We start from the raw sequence: 15,965 nt of genomic DNA on the forward strand, positions 1-15,965 counted from the left end.
CGTCGGGGAGTCACGGCACGCGAGGCGCACCGGTGCGTTGGCGGGTACCGCATCACAGCCGGGATCGGAAGGTCAAGAGTTATCACAGGACGAGGCATACTCGTAACAAATTGCCGGGCGGGCGATATCGTCCGCGTCATGGCCTCCGACCCGGCTCGCGGCGTCCTGGTGCGCATCCGCGCGGTACTGCCGTCCCTGCGCCCCGCCCAGCGCCGCGTGGCCGACGCCGTGCTGCGCGACCCGGCGGGCACCGCCGAGCTGTCGATCGGCCGGCTGGCCCAGGAGTGCGAGACGTCCGTGGCGACGGTGCTGCGTTTCTGCCACTCGGCGGGCTTCCAGGGCTACCCCGACCTGCGCCTCGCCCTGGCCCGGGAGACGAGCCGGGAGGCCGCGGGGAAGGCCGACGCGACGGCGTTGTCGCCGGACATCGAGCGGGACGACACGTTGGCCGACATCGTCGCCAAGATCGCGTTCAGCGACGCCAAAGCGGTGGAGGACACCGCCGCCACGCTGGACCTGGCCGCGCTGGGACGGGCCGTCGAGGCCGTCGCCGACGCCCGCCGCATCGACATCTACGGGCTCGGGGCGAGCGGGTTCGTCGGCCAGGACCTGCATCAGAAGCTGCACCGGATCGGCCTGCTCGCGTTCGTGTGGCCGGACCCGCACGCGGCGCTCACCTCCGCCGCCCTCCTCGACGCCCAGTGCGTCGCGATCGGGATCTCCCACACCGGCACCACGATCGACACGGTCGACGCCCTGCGGGCCGCGCGCGAGTCGGGCGCGCGCACCATCGGGATCACGAACTTCGAGCCGTCCCCGCTCACCGACTGCGCGGATCTGGTGCTCACCACCGCGGCCCGCGAGACCACCTTCAGGTCCGGCGCGATGGCCAGTCGCATCGCCCAGCTCGCGGTGATCGACTGTCTGTTCGTGGGGGTCGCGCAGCGGTCCTACGACCGGACGGTCTCCGCCCTCAGCCGCACCTACCGCGCAATCCAGTCGAGACGGACCCCGGCGCAACCGGCCGCGCGGCTGCGCGACCACTGACGAGCAGGCAGCGTCAGGGGTGCCAGTCGCGTGGGACCGGGGACGCGTGGGGTTTGCGGATCAGGAACGGCGGCATCACCAGCGCGTGGATCCCGGTGCTCGTCAGGCAGGCCAGGGAGTCCTGCGGGGCCTCCGTGAGCGGGTGGCCCTTGCGGTTCAAGGAGGTGTTGATCAGCACGGGACAGCCGGTCCGCTCCTCGAACGCGGTGAGCAGCGCGTGCAGGAACGGGGTGTTGCGCGGTTCGACGGTCTGGATGCGGGCGGTGCAGTCGACGTGGGTGACCGCGGTGAGCGCCGCGCGGTGCTCGGGACGTACGTCGATCGCGAATTGCATGAACCGGACCGGCCGGTCGACGTCGAAGATCGCCGGAGCGGCCTCGGCCAGCACGAGCGGGGCCAGCGGGCGGAACCACTCGCGGCCCTTCACACGGAAGTTGATGAAGTCGCGCATCGCCGGGTGGCGGGCGTCGCCGATGATGCTGCGGCCGCCCAGCGCTCGCGGGCCCGACTCGCTGCGGCCCTGGTGCAGCGCGACGACGTACCCCGCCTCCAGCAGGTCCGCCGCCGCGGCGGCGAGATCGGGCGGCCGCTTCACCACGAGACCGGGATCGTCAGCAGCAGAGCGCACCGTGGCCGCCACGGCGTCGGCATCCGGTTCCGGACCGAGGAAGTCGTTCGTCCACCGGAAGTCGCTGGTCTCGCCGAGGCACTCGATCATCCCGTACAGCGCGCAGCCCAGCGCGGTGCCGCCGTCGTGGGCGCTGGGCGGGATGAACACGTCGTCGAAGGCGCTCTCGCGCAGGATGCGCCCGTTGGCGGAGCAGTTGAGCGCGGTCCCGCCCGCGAACACCAGGTCCTGCGCACCCGTCTGCTTGTGCAGCCACGCGGTGACCTGCAGCAGCGCGGTCTCGAACGCGCGCTGGCCCTCGGCCGCGAGGTCGGCGCAGTCGGTGAAGGAGCCCGGGCCGCCCAGGAAGTGGGAGAACCGGTTCCGTTCGGCGAAGATGGCCAGCCACTCCTGCGGGATCAGGACTCGGTGCTCGTCGACGACGAGGTCCGGCAGCCCGAAGGTGCTTAGCTCCCCGAAGGGCGCGAGGCCCATCACCTTCCCCTCACTGCCCTCGCCGGTGAACATCACGCGAGTCAGCAGGTAGAAGAAGCAGCCCAGCCCGGCCGGGCGGTCCCAGTCGCCGTCCCACAACTGCTTCGCGAAGCACTCGGGCGGCCTGCCGCGCTCGCACCGGTAGAACGACGACACCTCCAGCAGGTCCGACGGCGTCTCCTCGCCGATGCCGCGTTCGTACGGCGGCTCGGTCATGTCGCGCACCGGGCTGCCCTGGGTGTCGATGATCATTCCGGCGGCGGCCGGGAACGGTGAGGGCGGGAACGCGCTGTAGAGGTGCGAGAGATGATGGGACATCGTCACGATCCGCGGCTCGCCCCGGAACCGCAGCGTGTCCCGCACCTCTTCGTGGTAGGCGTCGATGTGCTTGATCTCGTCGTCGGAGGAGAAGCACTCGACCACGAGGTCTACCGGCTCGTGCAGTGCCGCCATCCGGGGCAGGTACAGGTTCGGCAGGTCACCCAGCCGGCCCCACTGGTGCTTGCGCCGGGTCAGCCGCTCCTTCTGGAGGCTGTACACCGTGGCCGGGCCGCGGGCCACCGCGATCGACCCGTCCTGGGTGCGGTTGATCCCGACGACGGCGGGCTCGTGGTCATCCATCGGCACTGCTCCTGGTCATCGGGTGGGTCGGGGTCCATACACGCCGGCCGGGGCGCCTGCAGCAGAGGCGGCCGTGAAGCTCGCGGTTACCCGGATCCGGGCGTCCCACCCGCCGCCCAGCCGGTCGAGCACGTTGTGGGTGACCAACTCGTGGCCGACGAGGTACTCGCCGGGCCCGTCGCCGAACGAGGCCGTCCGGGCGTCCGTGGACGGGGCCGCGTCGGGCGGGCGCAGCAGGAACCCCGCCCGTCATCGACAGCTCGTACTGGCTGGATCTCGGCACCCCTGCGGGCACGCCGTCCGCACGCGGGTCGGCCAGTCATTCACCAAGGCCGAAACGGCCGCGACGGGGGGACGAGGTGCTGGGTGTGATCAGGCGATGACCCCATCGGGGCCGATTTCGACTGGTCCGACCCTGTTGTATCCGACATCGTCGAGAATGGTGGCGATTTCTCAGGGAGTCCAGTCGCCAGGCCCGGTGCAAGTGATGGAATCTCTACCCGAGTGTCACCTCGTCGCCGCGCCGGATCATTCCGGGCCGGCGCACCTCGGCGTACACGCCGACGTTGACGTCGTTGTGCCGGGCCGCGGTACGAAGGATCTCCCGGTCCTTGGGCAGGTCGCCCTGGGGAAGTGTCGTCATGACGCAGCGCGGACAGGGTTCGGTGATCTGCAGGATCACATCGTCACCGATGTGCATCTCGCGACCCAGCCATTTGTTCTCCACGAAATCGACCACATCGTCGCTGACCTGCACGACGATGTTCGGCCGGAACCGCCGGACCTCGAACCGCCCATGCGGGTTGAGCGCACGAAGCCGGTCGATAGTGCTGGTGGTGAGTACATGCACTCCGGCGAGATCGAAGAAGGTGCCCTCGGGCATCGCCTCGTCGGTCACGGTGTCCTGGTGGTCCAACTCTGCCATGTCGGGCCAGTACTCCTCCAGGACCGGTTGCGGCGCGCCTGCGGCAGCCAGCATCACGCGCCTGCCGAGAACGGCGGAAACGGTCTCGGCGAAGCGATTGTCCGCCGAGCTCATCACGGAGCCGTCCGGGAGGGTCACCGCGGCCGGCGGGAGCGGGTCGCCCGGCTGTGGCGGCGTGGTCAGCACCGCCCGGAAATCGAAGATGCCGGTCCACTTCCTCGGGTTCTTGGCACTCACGACCTTCCCGGTTTCGGCATCGACAAGGGCGAGTGCGCGATCACCGAGTAAACCACGATCATTCACATGAGAGGCGTTGAGTTCCTCTCCCTGCATCGACTTGACCGGGTACCGCCACAACGTGAGGACCGCTCCGTCTGTCATGTCGACACTCCTCCCCGGGCCGTCTCGTGCTCAGGGACTGTACGCGCGGATCCGGCGCCCGGGCGTCGTCCGTGCGGCGCAAATAATTCTGCTGTCGCCGCGCTAGGAGTGGAGCACAAGTGGAGCGACGAACTCCAGTCATCCGAACAGCACGATCGCGGCCCACAGGGAACCGATGGCCGCCCCGAGGTAACACAGCAGATTGATTGGCGTGCGCAGCCGCTTTAGCTGCAGGCCGTCGAAGAGGGTGTAGCGGAACCGGTGTGCCCAGTGCATCAGCGCGAGCACACACAGTGCGAAGAGCACGACCCGGGTGAGCGGATGGCGCAGGACGGCCAAGATATAGGTGTGGTCGGGCGCTGCCAGCAGGCCCAGCGGGAACACCACTCCGAAGAACAACAGAAGCACGGGGACGAGCAGCGCGGACGCCATTCCGCCTGCGCTGAACAGCAGCCACGCGACCGCTTCGGACGAGGACCGCCTGGCCATCACAGCCCGCCCAGCACGATCCAGGCCACCACGGCGGAGGCGAGCGCCCACGCCGTGAAATGCGCGGCCGCGACCGACCGGGGCGGGACCTGCCGTCCTGCCGCCCTGACCACGATCGCCTTCGGGGCCAGGTTGAACCATGTGATCGCGTGCAACAGCACGAAGGCCAGCGCGACGATGTTGAGCACCAGCACCCAGGGAAGCCCGCTCCATTCGAGGAACCGCTGGTAGGAGCCGCTGCCGCGGTGGACGGAGGTGACGAGCAGCAGCAGGTACACCACGAACCAGGCGACGAAGACGCTGGACAGCTCACGGAGCACGAACAGCAGGTAGGACCGGCGGTGGAGCCACCAGAACCGCGAGGCCCGCGGCCGGTACAGGCGGGCGTCCGAGGTGGTCATCGCGCGGCCCGCGGCAACAGGAACGACCGGAGTGTCCGCGTCGCCGCGGTGAGCTTGTAGCGCTGGATCGCGCCCGCCGGGTCCACACCCTTGGGGCAGGCGTTGGTGCACTCGCCGACGTAGGTGCAGGCCCACACCCCGTCCGCGGTGGCGAGCACGTCCAGTCGCTGGTGCGCGCCCTGGTCGCGGGAGTCGAGGTTGTAGCGCTGGGCCAGCGCGATCGCCGCCGGGCCGAGGAAGTCCGGCTCGATGGCGTACACCGGGCACGCCGCGTAGCAGAGCATGCAGTTGATGCACATGCTGAACTGCTTGTACGCGTCCAGCTCGGCCGGCGTCTGCAGGAACTCGAGGTCGGCGACCGCCGGCTCCTCGTCGCGCACCAGCCACGGTTTGACCTTGGGCAGCTTGCGCATGAAGTCGTCGATCTCCACGACGAGGTCGCGGATGACGGGGAAGTTCGCCAGCGGCTCGACCCGGACGGGTCCGGGCGCGTAGTCGGACAGGAACGTGCCGCAGGTCAGCGCGGGGTCGCCGTTGACCGTCATGCCGCAGCTCCCGCAGATGCCCATCCGGCACGACCAGCGGAACGACAGTGTCCCGTCGATCTGGTCCTTGATGTAGTTCAGCCCGTCGAGGACCGCCCACTCCTCGCGGAACGGAACCTGGTACTCCTGCAGGGTCGGTGCGCCCGCCTCCGGCCGGTAGCGGGTGACCTGCAGAGTGATGGTGTCCGGCATGCCGCTCACCTCCCGTAGATCCGCTCGCCGGGTGGCCAGCGGGTGATCGTCACCGGCATGTACCCGACGCGCGGAGACCCGGTCGGGTCGCCGGAGACCAGCGAGTGGGCCAAGAACCGCTCGTCGTCCCGCTTGGGGAAGTCGGTGCGCTGGTGCGCGCCGCGGGACTCCTCGCGGCGCAGCGCGGAGGCGACCATCGTCTGGGCCACGTCCAGCATGAAGTCCAGTTCGAGGGCCGAGACGAGCTCCGTGTTGAAGGTGTGGCTGTCGTCCTCGATGGTCGCCTTGCCGAACCGCTCCCGCAGCTCCCGGAGCTTGTCGGCGCCCCGCACGAGCGACTCGCCATCCCGATAGATGCCGGCGCTGCCCTCCATCGTGTGCTGCATCTCGGTGCGGATGTCGGCGATCCGCTCCCGGCCGTCCCGGCGGGCCAGCAGGTCGCGCTCCAGGCGGCGCCGCTCGTCGGCGACCTGGGCCCGCACGGCAGGACCGGGCCCGGCGCCGCCCGCCGCCGCGAGCTCGGCGGCCGCGATCCCGGCCCGGCGGCCGAACACCAGCAGCTCCGGCAGCGAGTTGGAGCCCAGGCGGTTGGCGCCGTTGATGCTCACGCAGGCGACCTCGCCAGCGGCGTACAGGCCCGGGAGCGCGGTGGCGCCGTCGATGTCGGTGTGGACGCCGCCCATCATGTAGTGCTGGACCGGTCGCACCGGGACCAGTTCGTGCACCGGGTCGATCCGCTCGTACTGCAGGCACAGCTCCCGCACGAACGGCAGCTTGCTGTCGATCACCTGCGCTCCGAGATGACGCAGGTCGAGGTACACGACCGGGCCGTTCGGGGTGTCGACCGTGCGGCCCTTCTCCTGCTCGTGCACGAACGCCTGGGACACCCGGTCGCGGGGACCGAGCTCCATGCTGCGCATGACGGGCGTGGGCGACGGCGTGCCGAGGTCGTAGTCCTGCAGGTAGCGGTAGCCGTCCTTGTTCAGCAGCCAGCCACCCTCGGCCCGGGCGGCCTCGGTGATCAGGATTCCGGTGAACGGCAGGCCCGTCGGGTGGTACTGGATGAACTCCATGTCCTTCAGCGGGGCGCCCGCCCGGTAGGCCAGCGCCATCCCATCACCGGTCTTGATGTTGCCGTTGGTGGTGAACGGGAACACCCGCCCGCACCCGCCCGTGCACAGGACGACGGCCCGGCCCGTGATCGCTTCGATCCGCCCGGTGGCCAGGTCGATGCCGACCACGCCATGCACCCGGTTCTCGTCGACCAGCAGCGTGGTGACGTACCACTCGTCGTAGCGGGTGATCTGCTCGTACTGCAGCGTCGTCTGGAACAGCGTGTGCAGCAGGTGGAAACCCGTCTTGTCCGCCGCGAACCAGGTGCGCATCTTCTTCATGCCGCCGAACGCGCGGACGGCGACCTGCCCGTCGGGCGTGCGGCTCCACGGGCAGCCCCAGTGCTCCAGCTGCAGGAGCTCGCGCGGCGCCTCGTCGACGAACGCCTCGACGGCGTCCTGATCACAGAGCCAGTCGCTCCCGGACACAGTGTCGTACGCGTGCTCGTCCAGGCTGTCGTCGGACGCGATGACCGCCGCCGCGCCGCCCTCCGCCGACACCGTGTGGCTGCGCATCGGGTAGACCTTCGACACGATCGCCACGCTCAGCCCGGGGTTGGCCTCCACGATCGCGACGGCCGCGCGCAACCCGGCTCCGCCGCCGCCCACCACCACCACGTCATGGTCTGGCATCTCCGGGCCCGCCCCGGCTCATTCGGCGTGTTCGGCGGAGAGCTGGTTCAGCAGCATCCGGCCGTCGTGCCGGATGACCCGGGTACGGCAGCTCCCGTCGTGGAACTGGTGCTGGATCGTCCGGCAGCCGCAGGCGAAGTTGACGTCGTCGAACACCATGCCCGAGCTGTCCTCGTCATGGTGGCGGCTGCCCTTCACCTGCCTTCCGCAAGGAGCTTTCTCCTTCGTGAAGCTGGTACTCGTGCCGACCACGACCCACCTCCTGCGGAGAGGCCGGGCCGCCACCATTCGCGGCGTGAGGGTCGTGGCGGGGGTGAACCGGCCGTCGGGTGACGCGTGAGTCACGCGTCGGCTCCCATGGCACAACCTCCCGGTAACCGCGTCAAGCACGAAATCTGGCCTGACTGTCCCCACGCCGGGCTGCACAGGGGGAGCGACGCGGCTCCTACCTCTGGCCGGCGGGATCGGCCTCGTGCTCGGCGTGCTCGGCGTGCTCGGCGTGGTCGGCGTGGAAGAGGGCCTCGGTGAGCAGGCGCCGGACGTGGTCGTCGGCTGCCGTGTAGTAGACGAACGTGCCCTGGCGGCGCCCGCGGACGATCCCGGCGAGCCGCAGTTTCGAGAGGTGCTGGCTGACCGCCGTGGGTGCGGCGCCGATCAGCTCCGCCAGGCAGGCGACGGACGTCTCGCCCTGGAGCAGCGCCCACAGGATCTTCATGCGGGTGGGGTCGCCGAGCAGACGGAATGCGTCAGCCGCGCGTTCGACCTGGTCGTCGGTCGGCATCCGGAACTCCGGTAGCGCCGTGTGCATAGCGCGAGCCTAGCCACGGCTGCACAGATGTCCAGCTGTTCAGTTATCCAACTCACTATTTATCTGCGCAGATACGCAGATAACGTTTCCATCGTGACGGTGCTGGAGGATCGGTCCCGGGTCGTGCGCCCCCAACGCCCGGTGCTCGCGCGGATGTGGGACGTGACCGAGGTGCGGTGGGCGGGGATCGCCACCGTCCTGTTCGCGCTCGGCGGGCTGGCCCAGCTGCTCGGCGCGCCCGCGCCAGTGTGGTGGGCGCTGTACTTGGCCTGCTACGTGACCGGTGGTTGGGAGCCGGCGCTGGCCGGGCTGCGTGCGCTGCGGGAGCGGTCGCTCGACGTCGACATGCTGATGATCGTGGCCGCGCTGGCTGCCGCTGCGATCGGGCAGGTGTTCGACGGCGCCCTGTTGATCGTCATCTTCGCGACCTCCGGGGCGTTGGAGGCGTTCGTGACGCGCCGCACCGCCGACTCGGTGCGCGCCCTGCTGGATCTGGCACCGGAGCGGGCCACGCGGCTGCGACCCGACGGCGTGGAGGAGGTCGTGGACACGGCCGAGCTGGCGGTCGGGGATCTGGTGGTGGTGCGGCCGGGAGAGCGGATCGGTGCCGACGGAGCCGTGCTCGACGGTGTCGGCGAGGTGGACCAGGCCTCGATCACGGGGGAGCCGCTGCCGGTGGTCAAACAGCCCGGTGACGAGGTGTTCGCCGGGACGCTCAACGGCACGGGCGCGCTGCGGGTACGGGTCGGACGGGCGGCGGCCGACTCCGTGGTGGCCCGCATCGTGGCGCTGGTCGAGCAGGCGTCCGCCACCAAGGCCCGCACGCAGCTGTTCATCGAGAAGGTCGAGCAGCGTTACTCGATCGCCGTGGTCGTCGCGACGCTGGCGCTCGTCGCGGTGCCGCTCGCGTTCGGGGCGGCGTTCGAGCCGACGCTGCTGCGCGCGATGACGTTCATGATCGTGGCCTCGCCGTGCGCCGTGGTGCTGGCGACCATGCCGCCGCTGCTGTCCGCGATCGCCAACGCCGGCCGGCACGGTGTCCTGGTGAAATCGGCGGTGGTGATGGAGAAGTTCGGGCAGGCCACCGTCGTGGCGTTCGACAAGACCGGCACGCTCACCGAAGGCACTCCCCGAGTCGTGGAGGTCCGGCCCGTCCCCGCGACCGGGCTCGACGCCGTGGAACTGCTCGCACTCGCCGCCGCGGCCGAGCGCCTGAGTGAGCATCCGATCGCCCGGGCGCTCGTGGCCGCCGCTGACGACCACGGGGCCGAGTCACTCGCTGCCGAGGAGTTCAGCTCCGTCCCGGGACGGGGGGTGTGCGCCACCGTGGCCGGGCGGGTCGTCCGGGTCGGCCGTCCCGCGCTGCTCGACACCGCTGCTGCGACCCTCGATCGGGGAACGGGGGCGACCCGGCAGACCCTCGACCTCGTCACCCAGCTCGAGGCCGGCGGCCGGACGGTTGTCGTGGTTCTCGTCGACGACGTCCCTGCGGGTGTGCTGGGTGTGGTCGACCGGCTCCGCCCCGGAGCGCGGGACACCGTCGCGGCCCTCGCGGCCCTCACCGGGAACGTCCCGATCCTGCTCACCGGCGACAACCATGCTGCCGCGGCGGCCCTGGCGGCCGAGGTCGGCATCAGTGACGTCCGCGCGGGCCTCCTGCCCGCCGACAAGGTCGCCGCCGTGGCGGCCCTGCAAGCCGACGGGCACCGCGTGTTGCTGGTCGGCGACGGCGTCAACGATGCCCCCGCGATCGCCGCGGCGCACCTGGGTGTGGCCATGGGCCGCCACGGCGCCGACCTCACGCTGGAGACCGCCGACGCCATCGTCGTGCGCGACGAGCTCGCCACCCTGCCGCACATGATCGGGCTCTCCCAGCGCGCCCACCGCGTGGTCCGGGCCAACCTCGTCTTCGCCGCCACCGTGATCGTCGCGCTCGCCACGTGGGACATCGTCGGCACCCTGCCCCTGCCCCTGGGCGTTGCGGGCCACGAGGGATCCACCGTCGTCGTCGGCCTCAACGGACTGCGCCTGCTGCATGCACGCGCCTGGCGCCTCGCCTCACCCGGTAGGCAACGGGGGGACGCAGCCGCCTAGGGCGTGTCCGGTGGATCTTGTTCGATGAGAGCCGTGATGCAGGTGGTTCCTGGCGGCGCCGCCGGATCGCCCTCATACCGGGCGTATCCGGGCGATCCGGCGGTGTCGACAGGGGCCGCCTGGGCGCGGCTATCGCGGACGAAGATCCGCCGGACACGCCCTAGTAACCCTTGTTGTGGTTAGGGATGTCGTTCAGCGCTGGACAAGGGCGCCGTGTCCGCCCTGGCGGTTAGCCGTTCGCCGCGGACGCCGCGGCCTCCGAGACGGTGATGTCCTGCTCGACGGTGCCGGCGCTGACACCGACCGCACCGACCAGCTCGTTGTCGCGGTATATCGGGACCCCGCCGCCGAAGGCGACCATCCCGCCTGCGGTCTGCTCCAAGCCATAGAGCTCGGCACCGGGCTGGACCAACTCCATGAGCGCAGCTGTCCGGGCGTTCATCAGGACGGACGTGAGTGCCTTGCGCTGCGAGATGTCGATGCTCGCGCGGATGGCGCCGTCCTGCCTGCCGAACGCGAGTAGGTGCCCCCCGGCGTCGACGACGGCGATGTTCATCGGCTGGCCGATCTCATCGGCCTTGGCAAGCCCAGCGGCCAGGATGTGCTGGGCGTCGGCGAACGTGAGTGTAGGGCTCATGCCGCACAGCAAACCGCGTTCGCGAGCGGTGGCACAGCCTGTGTCCGGGGTTCCCGGTGACTGGGCTCGGCCTTTGCAAGGGAGGCGCATGGTGGTACGTGTCGGAAGAGGTCGGCGCGTTGCCACGGTCCGGCCATAGCGCGGAGGAGGACCCCGACGATGAGCCAGAGCACGCCGACTACGCCGCTCGGCCGCGGCGACTACCCGCTGTCGGTCAACCGTCCCGAGCTGCTGCGTACGCCGACCGGCAAGGCCCTCTCCGACCTGACGATGGACGCCGTCGTCTCCGGCGAGCTCACCGGCGACGACCTGCGGATCGCGCCGGAGACCCTGCTGCTGCAGGCCCAGCTCGCGGAGGCGAGCGACCGCCCGCAGCTCGCGAGCAACTTCCGGCGGGCGGCGGAGATGACCGCGATCCCGGACGCGGAGGTGCTCGAGATGTACAACGCGCTGCGGCCGCGGGCGTCGAGCAAGGAGCGGCTGCTGGCGATCGCGGAGCGGCTGGAAGGGCACTACGGCGCCACGGAGTCGGGCGCCGTGGTGCGCGAGGCGGCCGAAGTCTACGAGCGCCGCAACCTGCTGGCCCGACCCGAGCAGGACTGAAAGGGAGCCAACCGATGACCAGCACCCAGCCCGAGGCGTTCCGCCGGCGGTCGTCCCGCCGGACGGAGATCCTGGAGAGCCGCCCGGTGAACCTCGACGGCTTCGTCGAGGAGTGGCCCGAGAAGGGCCTCGTGGCGATGGAGAGCGACTTCGACCCGCGCCCGAGCGTGCGGGTCGAGGACGGCAGGATCGTCGAGCTCGACGGCAAGGCGCGCGCCGACTTCGACTTCATGGACACCTTCATCGCGAACCACGCGGTCGACGTCGGGACGACGGAGGCCTCGATGGCCATCCCGTCGGACGAGATCGCCCGCATGCTGATCGACCCGAACGTCTCCCGGAGGGACGTCCTCGCGGTGAGCCGCGGGCTCACTCCGGCCAAGATCCTCGATGTCGTCAAGCTGATGAACGTCGTCGAGATCATGCAGGGCATGCAGAAGATGCGCGCCCGGCGCACGCCCGCGAACCAGGGGCACTCCACCAGCGCGCGGGACAACCCGATCCAGGTCGCCGTGGATGCCGCCGAGGGCGCGTTGCGCGGGTTCGCCGAGCTCGAGACCACGCTGGGCGTCCTGCGCTATGCCCCGCTGGTGGCGATCGCGCTGCAGATCGGCGCGCAGGTCGGGCGCGGCGGCGTGCTCACCCAGTGCGCGCTGGAGGAGGCCACCGAGCTGGAGCTCGGCATGCGTGGCATCACCGCCTACGCCGAGACGATCTCGATCTACGGCACGGAGTCGGTGTTCGTCGACGGCGACGACACGCCGTGGTCCAAGGAGTTCCTCGCCTCTGCCTACGCCTCGCGCGGGATCAAGATGCGCTTCACCTCGGGCACGGGTTCCGAGGTGCAGATGGGCAACGCCGAGGGCAAGTCCATGCTGTACCTGGAGATCCGCTGCATCCTCATGGCCAAGGGCGCCGGCGTGCAGGGCCTGCAGAACGGCTCGATCAGCTGCATCGGGGTGCCGGGCGCGATGCCGGGCGGCATCCGCGCGGTGGCCGCGGAGAATCTCGTCGCGAGCATGGTCGACCTCGAGTGCGCTTCAGGCAACGACCAGTCGTTCTCGCACTCGGCGATGCGCCGGACCGCGCGGGCGATGCCCCAACTGCTGCCGGGCACCGACTTCGTCTGCTCCGGCTACTCCGGGGTGCCCAACGCCGACAACATGTTCGCCGGGTCCAACTTCGACACCGACGACTACGACGACTGGAACACCATCCAGCGCGACCTGCAGGTCGACGGCGGCCTGCGGCACCTCCCGGAGGAAGACATCCTGCAGGCGCGCAACAAGGCGGCGCGGGCGCTGCAGGCGCTGTTCGCGCACCTCGACCTGCCGGCGATCACCGACCAGGAGGTGGAGGCGGCCACCTACGCCAACTCGTCGAACGACTACCCGCTGCGCGACGTGCTCGCCGACCTCAAGGGCGCGCAGTCGGTGATGGACCGCGGTCTGACCGGGCTGGACCTGGTCAAGGGGCTGGAGGCCACCGGGTTCCACGATGTCGCGGAGAACCTGCTGACCGTGCTACGCCAGCGGGTGTCCGGCGACCTGCTGCAGACCTCGGCGATCCTCACGGCCGACTTCGTCCCGCTGTCCGCGATCAACGACGCCAACGACTACGCGGGACCGGGTACCGGCTACCGGCTTCAGGGCGAGCGCTGGGAGCAGCTCAAGAAGCTCCGCCACGTCACATCCGCGACGAATCCCGAGACCGAGGTCGGATGACGATGTCGACTCCTGCCGCAGAGCGCTCCGTCAGCCTCCGCGAGACCGGACCTGCCCGGCGCGGCACCCGCGAGGACGAGGTCGTGGTCGCGGTGTCCCCGGCCTTTGCCGGGCACTTCACCAAGACGATTGTCGATGTCCCGCACGCGGAGGTGCTGCGCCAACTGCTGGCCGGTATCGAGGAGCAGGGCGTCACGGCCCGGGTGATCCGGGTCCGCGACACCGCGGACCTCGCGGCGATCGCCCACCTCGGCGCGAAGCTCTCGGGCTCCGGGATCGCCGTGGGCGTGCTATCCCGCGGTACCACGATGCTGCACCAGAAGGACCTACCGCGCCTCTCCAACCTCGAGCTGTTCCCACAGTCGCCGCTGCTCGACTCCGAGGTGTTCCGGAAGATCGGCTCCAACGCCGCGCAGTACGCAAAGGGCGAGTCGCCCGAGCCGGTCCCAACGCGCAACGACCAGATGGCGCGGCCGCGCTGGCAGGCCAAGGCGGCGCTGCTGCACCTCAAGGAATTCGAGTGCATCGAGGCCGACCGCGGCCCGGTCGAGGTGGAGCCCGCGTTCGAGCGGAGCCCCGCCTAGTGTCCCGAGTCGAAAATCAACCACATATCTCGATGTCTCAGCGAGAACCAGGATCGGCCGATATACGCACTGAACTTGCGACTCGGGACACCGGCGTGGTGGGCATGAGGCTGGTCGTCGGCGTCGACGTCGGCAACACCACCACCGAGGCCTGTCTGGCGCGCGTCGGGCCCGACGGGGCGGTGGCCTACCTCGGCACCGCCTTGATGCGGACCACCGGCGTCAAGGGCACGCCGGAGAACGCCGACGGCGCGGTGGCCGCAGTGCGCGCGGTGCTCGCCCGCGTCGGGCCCATGACCGATCAGCTGCACGCGGTTCTGCTCAACGAGGCCACGCCGGTGATCAGCGGGCTGGCGATGGAGACGATCACCGAGACGATCATCACCGAGTCCACGATGATCGGGCACAACCCGGCCACCCCGGGCGGGGTGGGCCTCGGCGTCGGCGTCACGGTGCCGATCGGGGAGCTGCTCGGCGACCGGCGCGGCGTCGAGGGGTCGCTGATCGTCGTCGTCCCACACGGGTGGGACTTCGACGACGTGGCGGCCACCCTCAACGCGGCGGTCCGCGACGGAGTGGACGTGGTCGCGGCGGTGCTGGCCGGTGACGACGCGGTCCTCGTCACCAACCGGCTCGAGAAGCCGATCCCCGTGGTCGACGAGGTGGCGGCGGTGGAGAAGGTCCCGATGGGGATGCTCGCCGCCGTCGAGGTGGCGTCGCCCGGGCGGACGATCCGCACCCTGTCGAACTCCTACGGCCTCGCGACCGTCTTCGCGCTCGACCCCGCCCAGACCCGGCAGGTCTCGCCGGTGGCGAGGGCGCTCACCGGCAATCGGTCCGCTGTCGTGATCCGGACCCCGACCGGGGACGTCACCGACCGGCTGATCCCGGCGGGGGTGCTGGAGCTGCGCGGAGCGGGCAAGACCCTGCGGGTCGAGGTCGACGCCGGGGCCGACAAGATCATGGCCACCCTCGCCCGGGCCCAGCCCCTGGACGACGTGCACGGGGAGCCCGGCACCCACGTCGGGGGCATGCTCGCGCAGGTCCGCGACACGATGACAGACGTCACCGGGCAGCCGGCGAGCGAGATCGCCATCCGCGATGTGCTGGCCGTCGACACCATCGTGCCCGCGGAGGTGCGGGGCGGACTCGCCGGTGAGGTCGCGCTGGAGCACGCCGTCGCGCTCGCGGCGATGGTGAGCACGGACCGCAGCCGCATGCAGGCCGTCGCGGACCGGGTCGCAGCCCAGCTCGGGACCTCGGCGGGGGTCGGCGGGGTGGAGGGCGCGATGGCCGTGCGCGGGGCGCTCACCACCCCGGGGGTCGACCGCCCCGTCGCGGTGATCGACCTCGGCGGCGGTTCCACCGACGCGGCCCTGCTCACCGCCTCCGGCGAGACCACGGCCGTACACGTGGCGGGGGCCGGAGAGCTGGTCACCAAGCTCATCGCCTCCGAACTGGCGCTGGACGACCGGGAGATCGCCGAGAGTGTCAAGAGGCACCCCCTGGGCAAGGTGGAGAGCTTCTACCACCTCCGGCACGAGGACGGCACGGTGGAGTTCGTCGACGAGCCGCTGCCGCCGCACGTGTTCGCCCGCGTCGTGGTGATGGCCCCCGGCGGACTGGTCCCGGTGCCCACGCGGCACAGCCTCGACGCCGTACGGCGGGTGCGGCGGGAGGCCAAGCGACGGGTGTTCTGTGTGAACGCCGTGCGCGCACTGCGGCAGGTGGCGCCGCAGGGCAACCTGCGCGCGCTTGACTTCGTGGTGCTGCTCGGCGGCTCGGCGCTCGACTTCGAGATCCCCGACATGATCGCCGACGTGCTTGCCCCGCACGGCATCGTCTGCGGCACCGGCAACATCCACGGCAGCGAGGGCCCGCGCAACGCGGTGGCGTCCGGGCTGGTGGATGCGTACGCCGAGGAGTCGGCGTGAGCGAGCTTGCGAGCGAACCATTCAACACAGCAGCGCCGCGAACGCGGCCGACGAGCGCCAGCGAGGAGGGTTCGTGAGCGAGCTTGCGAGCTCACCGTTCAACAGAGCAGCGCCGCGAACGCGGCCGACGAGC

The 15,965-nt window shown here is 70.6% G+C and carries 15 protein-coding genes; 6 read left to right on the forward strand and 9 right to left on the reverse strand.

What is annotated here, in order from left to right; genetic code table 11:
• Positions 1 to 138 precede the first annotated feature (138 nt).
• Positions 139 to 1,047: a MurR/RpiR family transcriptional regulator gene (locus tag ABD143_RS08275; protein WP_343973724.1), complete on the forward strand. Its 909-nt coding sequence runs from the start codon at positions 139 to 141 to the stop codon at positions 1,045 to 1,047.
• A gap of 13 nt (positions 1,048 to 1,060) precedes the next feature.
• On the opposite strand, the gene ABD143_RS08280 is transcribed toward ABD143_RS08275, so the two are convergent.
• The 8 genes from ABD143_RS08280 to ABD143_RS08315 all read right to left on the reverse strand — a co-directional run bounded on the left by ABD143_RS08280 (position 1,061) and on the right by ABD143_RS08315 (position 8,256).
• Entirely contained in the window at positions 1,061 to 2,770 is a 1,710-nt protein-coding gene (locus ABD143_RS08280; RefSeq protein WP_343973727.1) for a carbamoyltransferase C-terminal domain-containing protein, read from the reverse strand.
• A 496-nt stretch (positions 2,771 to 3,266) separates the two neighbouring features.
• Positions 3,267 to 4,052 carry an MOSC domain-containing protein gene (locus ABD143_RS08285; RefSeq protein WP_343973730.1) on the reverse strand — a complete coding sequence of 262 codons (786 nt, stop codon included), beginning with the start codon at positions 4,050 to 4,052 and terminating at the stop codon, positions 3,267 to 3,269.
• 162 nt (positions 4,053 to 4,214) lie between these two features.
• The gene (gene frdD, locus ABD143_RS08290) at positions 4,215 to 4,565 is read right to left on the reverse strand and encodes a fumarate reductase subunit FrdD (protein ID WP_343973733.1); all 351 of its coding nucleotides are present in this window, start codon (positions 4,563 to 4,565) and stop codon (positions 4,215 to 4,217) included.
• Complete coding sequence (locus ABD143_RS08295; protein WP_343973736.1) at positions 4,565 to 4,966, reverse strand: fumarate reductase subunit C; 402 nt, start codon at positions 4,964 to 4,966, stop codon at positions 4,565 to 4,567. Before ABD143_RS08295 ends, frdD begins: the two co-directional genes overlap by 1 nt.
• On the reverse strand, positions 4,963 to 5,703 hold the full coding sequence (gene sdhB / locus ABD143_RS08300) for a succinate dehydrogenase iron-sulfur subunit (RefSeq protein WP_343973739.1): 741 nt from the start codon (positions 5,701 to 5,703) through the stop codon (positions 4,963 to 4,965). The genes ABD143_RS08295 and sdhB overlap by 4 nt, the downstream gene beginning before the upstream one ends.
• A 5-nt stretch (positions 5,704 to 5,708) precedes the next feature.
• Positions 5,709 to 7,448, reverse strand: coding sequence for a fumarate reductase (quinol) flavoprotein subunit (gene frdA / locus ABD143_RS08305; RefSeq protein ID WP_343973743.1), 1,740 nt, complete (start codon positions 7,446 to 7,448; stop codon positions 5,709 to 5,711).
• Between the two features lie 18 nt (positions 7,449 to 7,466).
• Positions 7,467 to 7,700 carry a hypothetical protein gene (locus ABD143_RS08310; RefSeq protein WP_343973746.1) on the reverse strand — a complete coding sequence of 78 codons (234 nt, stop codon included), beginning with the start codon at positions 7,698 to 7,700 and terminating at the stop codon, positions 7,467 to 7,469.
• Between the two features lie 193 nt (positions 7,701 to 7,893).
• Entirely contained in the window at positions 7,894 to 8,256 is a 363-nt protein-coding gene (locus tag ABD143_RS08315; protein ID WP_343973749.1) for an ArsR/SmtB family transcription factor, read from the reverse strand.
• 153 nt (positions 8,257 to 8,409) lie between these two features.
• On the opposite strand from ABD143_RS08315, the gene ABD143_RS08320 reads away from it, so the two are divergent.
• Entirely contained in the window at positions 8,410 to 10,350 is a 1,941-nt protein-coding gene (locus tag ABD143_RS08320) for a heavy metal translocating P-type ATPase (RefSeq protein ID WP_343973872.1), read from the forward strand.
• Positions 10,351 to 10,579: 229 nt separating this feature from the next.
• Here ABD143_RS08320 and ABD143_RS08325 read toward each other — a convergent pair whose 3' ends face one another.
• Positions 10,580 to 10,987, reverse strand: coding sequence for a GlcG/HbpS family heme-binding protein (locus ABD143_RS08325; RefSeq protein ID WP_343973752.1), 408 nt, complete (start codon positions 10,985 to 10,987; stop codon positions 10,580 to 10,582).
• Positions 10,988 to 11,146: 159 nt separating this feature from the next.
• Here ABD143_RS08325 and ABD143_RS08330 point away from each other — a divergent pair, with 159 nt between their 5' ends.
• The 4 genes from ABD143_RS08330 to ABD143_RS08345 all read left to right on the forward strand — a co-directional run bounded on the left by ABD143_RS08330 (position 11,147) and on the right by ABD143_RS08345 (position 15,832).
• Positions 11,147 to 11,590, forward strand: coding sequence for a diol dehydratase small subunit (locus tag ABD143_RS08330; protein ID WP_343973755.1), 444 nt, complete (start codon positions 11,147 to 11,149; stop codon positions 11,588 to 11,590).
• A 14-nt stretch (positions 11,591 to 11,604) separates the two neighbouring features.
• Complete coding sequence (locus ABD143_RS08335; protein ID WP_343973757.1) at positions 11,605 to 13,314, forward strand: propanediol/glycerol family dehydratase large subunit; 1,710 nt, start codon at positions 11,605 to 11,607, stop codon at positions 13,312 to 13,314.
• On the forward strand, positions 13,311 to 13,898 hold the full coding sequence (locus ABD143_RS08340; protein WP_343973760.1) for a propanediol/glycerol family dehydratase medium subunit: 588 nt from the start codon (positions 13,311 to 13,313) through the stop codon (positions 13,896 to 13,898). The genes ABD143_RS08335 and ABD143_RS08340 overlap by 4 nt, the downstream gene beginning before the upstream one ends.
• 104 nt (positions 13,899 to 14,002) lie before the next feature.
• The gene (locus tag ABD143_RS08345; RefSeq protein WP_343973875.1) at positions 14,003 to 15,832 is read left to right on the forward strand and encodes a diol dehydratase reactivase subunit alpha; all 1,830 of its coding nucleotides are present in this window, start codon (positions 14,003 to 14,005) and stop codon (positions 15,830 to 15,832) included.
• Positions 15,833 to 15,965 lie beyond the last annotated feature (133 nt).

Source organism: Pseudonocardia aurantiaca (genome assembly GCF_039526725.1).
GTDB lineage: Bacteria > Actinomycetota > Actinomycetes > Mycobacteriales > Pseudonocardiaceae > Pseudonocardia > Pseudonocardia aurantiaca.

What these genes read in the sequence shown, in the direction of transcription:
- ABD143_RS08275 (WP_343973724.1), top strand. Translation starts at nt 139, where the DNA reads ATGGCCTCCGACCCGGCTCGCGGCGTCCTGGTGCGCATCCGCGCGGTA.
- ABD143_RS08280 (WP_343973727.1), bottom strand. Translation starts at nt 2,770, where the DNA reads ATGGATGACCACGAGCCCGCCGTCGTCGGGATCAACCGCACCCAGGAC.
- frdD (WP_343973733.1), bottom strand. Translation starts at nt 4,565, where the DNA reads ATGGCCAGGCGGTCCTCGTCCGAAGCGGTCGCGTGGCTGCTGTTCAGC.
- ABD143_RS08295 (WP_343973736.1), bottom strand. Translation starts at nt 4,966, where the DNA reads ATGACCACCTCGGACGCCCGCCTGTACCGGCCGCGGGCCTCGCGGTTC.
- sdhB (WP_343973739.1), bottom strand. Translation starts at nt 5,703, where the DNA reads ATGCCGGACACCATCACTCTGCAGGTCACCCGCTACCGGCCGGAGGCG.
- frdA (WP_343973743.1), bottom strand. Translation starts at nt 7,448, where the DNA reads ATGCCAGACCATGACGTGGTGGTGGTGGGCGGCGGCGGAGCCGGGTTG.
- ABD143_RS08315 (WP_343973749.1), bottom strand. Translation starts at nt 8,256, where the DNA reads ATGCACACGGCGCTACCGGAGTTCCGGATGCCGACCGACGACCAGGTC.
- ABD143_RS08320 (WP_343973872.1), top strand. Translation starts at nt 8,410, where the DNA reads ATGTGGGACGTGACCGAGGTGCGGTGGGCGGGGATCGCCACCGTCCTG.
- ABD143_RS08325 (WP_343973752.1), bottom strand. Translation starts at nt 10,987, where the DNA reads ATGAGCCCTACACTCACGTTCGCCGACGCCCAGCACATCCTGGCCGCT.
- ABD143_RS08330 (WP_343973755.1), top strand. Translation starts at nt 11,147, where the DNA reads ATGAGCCAGAGCACGCCGACTACGCCGCTCGGCCGCGGCGACTACCCG.
- ABD143_RS08335 (WP_343973757.1), top strand. Translation starts at nt 11,605, where the DNA reads ATGACCAGCACCCAGCCCGAGGCGTTCCGCCGGCGGTCGTCCCGCCGG.
- ABD143_RS08340 (WP_343973760.1), top strand. Translation starts at nt 13,311, where the DNA reads ATGACGATGTCGACTCCTGCCGCAGAGCGCTCCGTCAGCCTCCGCGAG.
- ABD143_RS08345 (WP_343973875.1), top strand. Translation starts at nt 14,003, where the DNA reads ATGAGGCTGGTCGTCGGCGTCGACGTCGGCAACACCACCACCGAGGCC.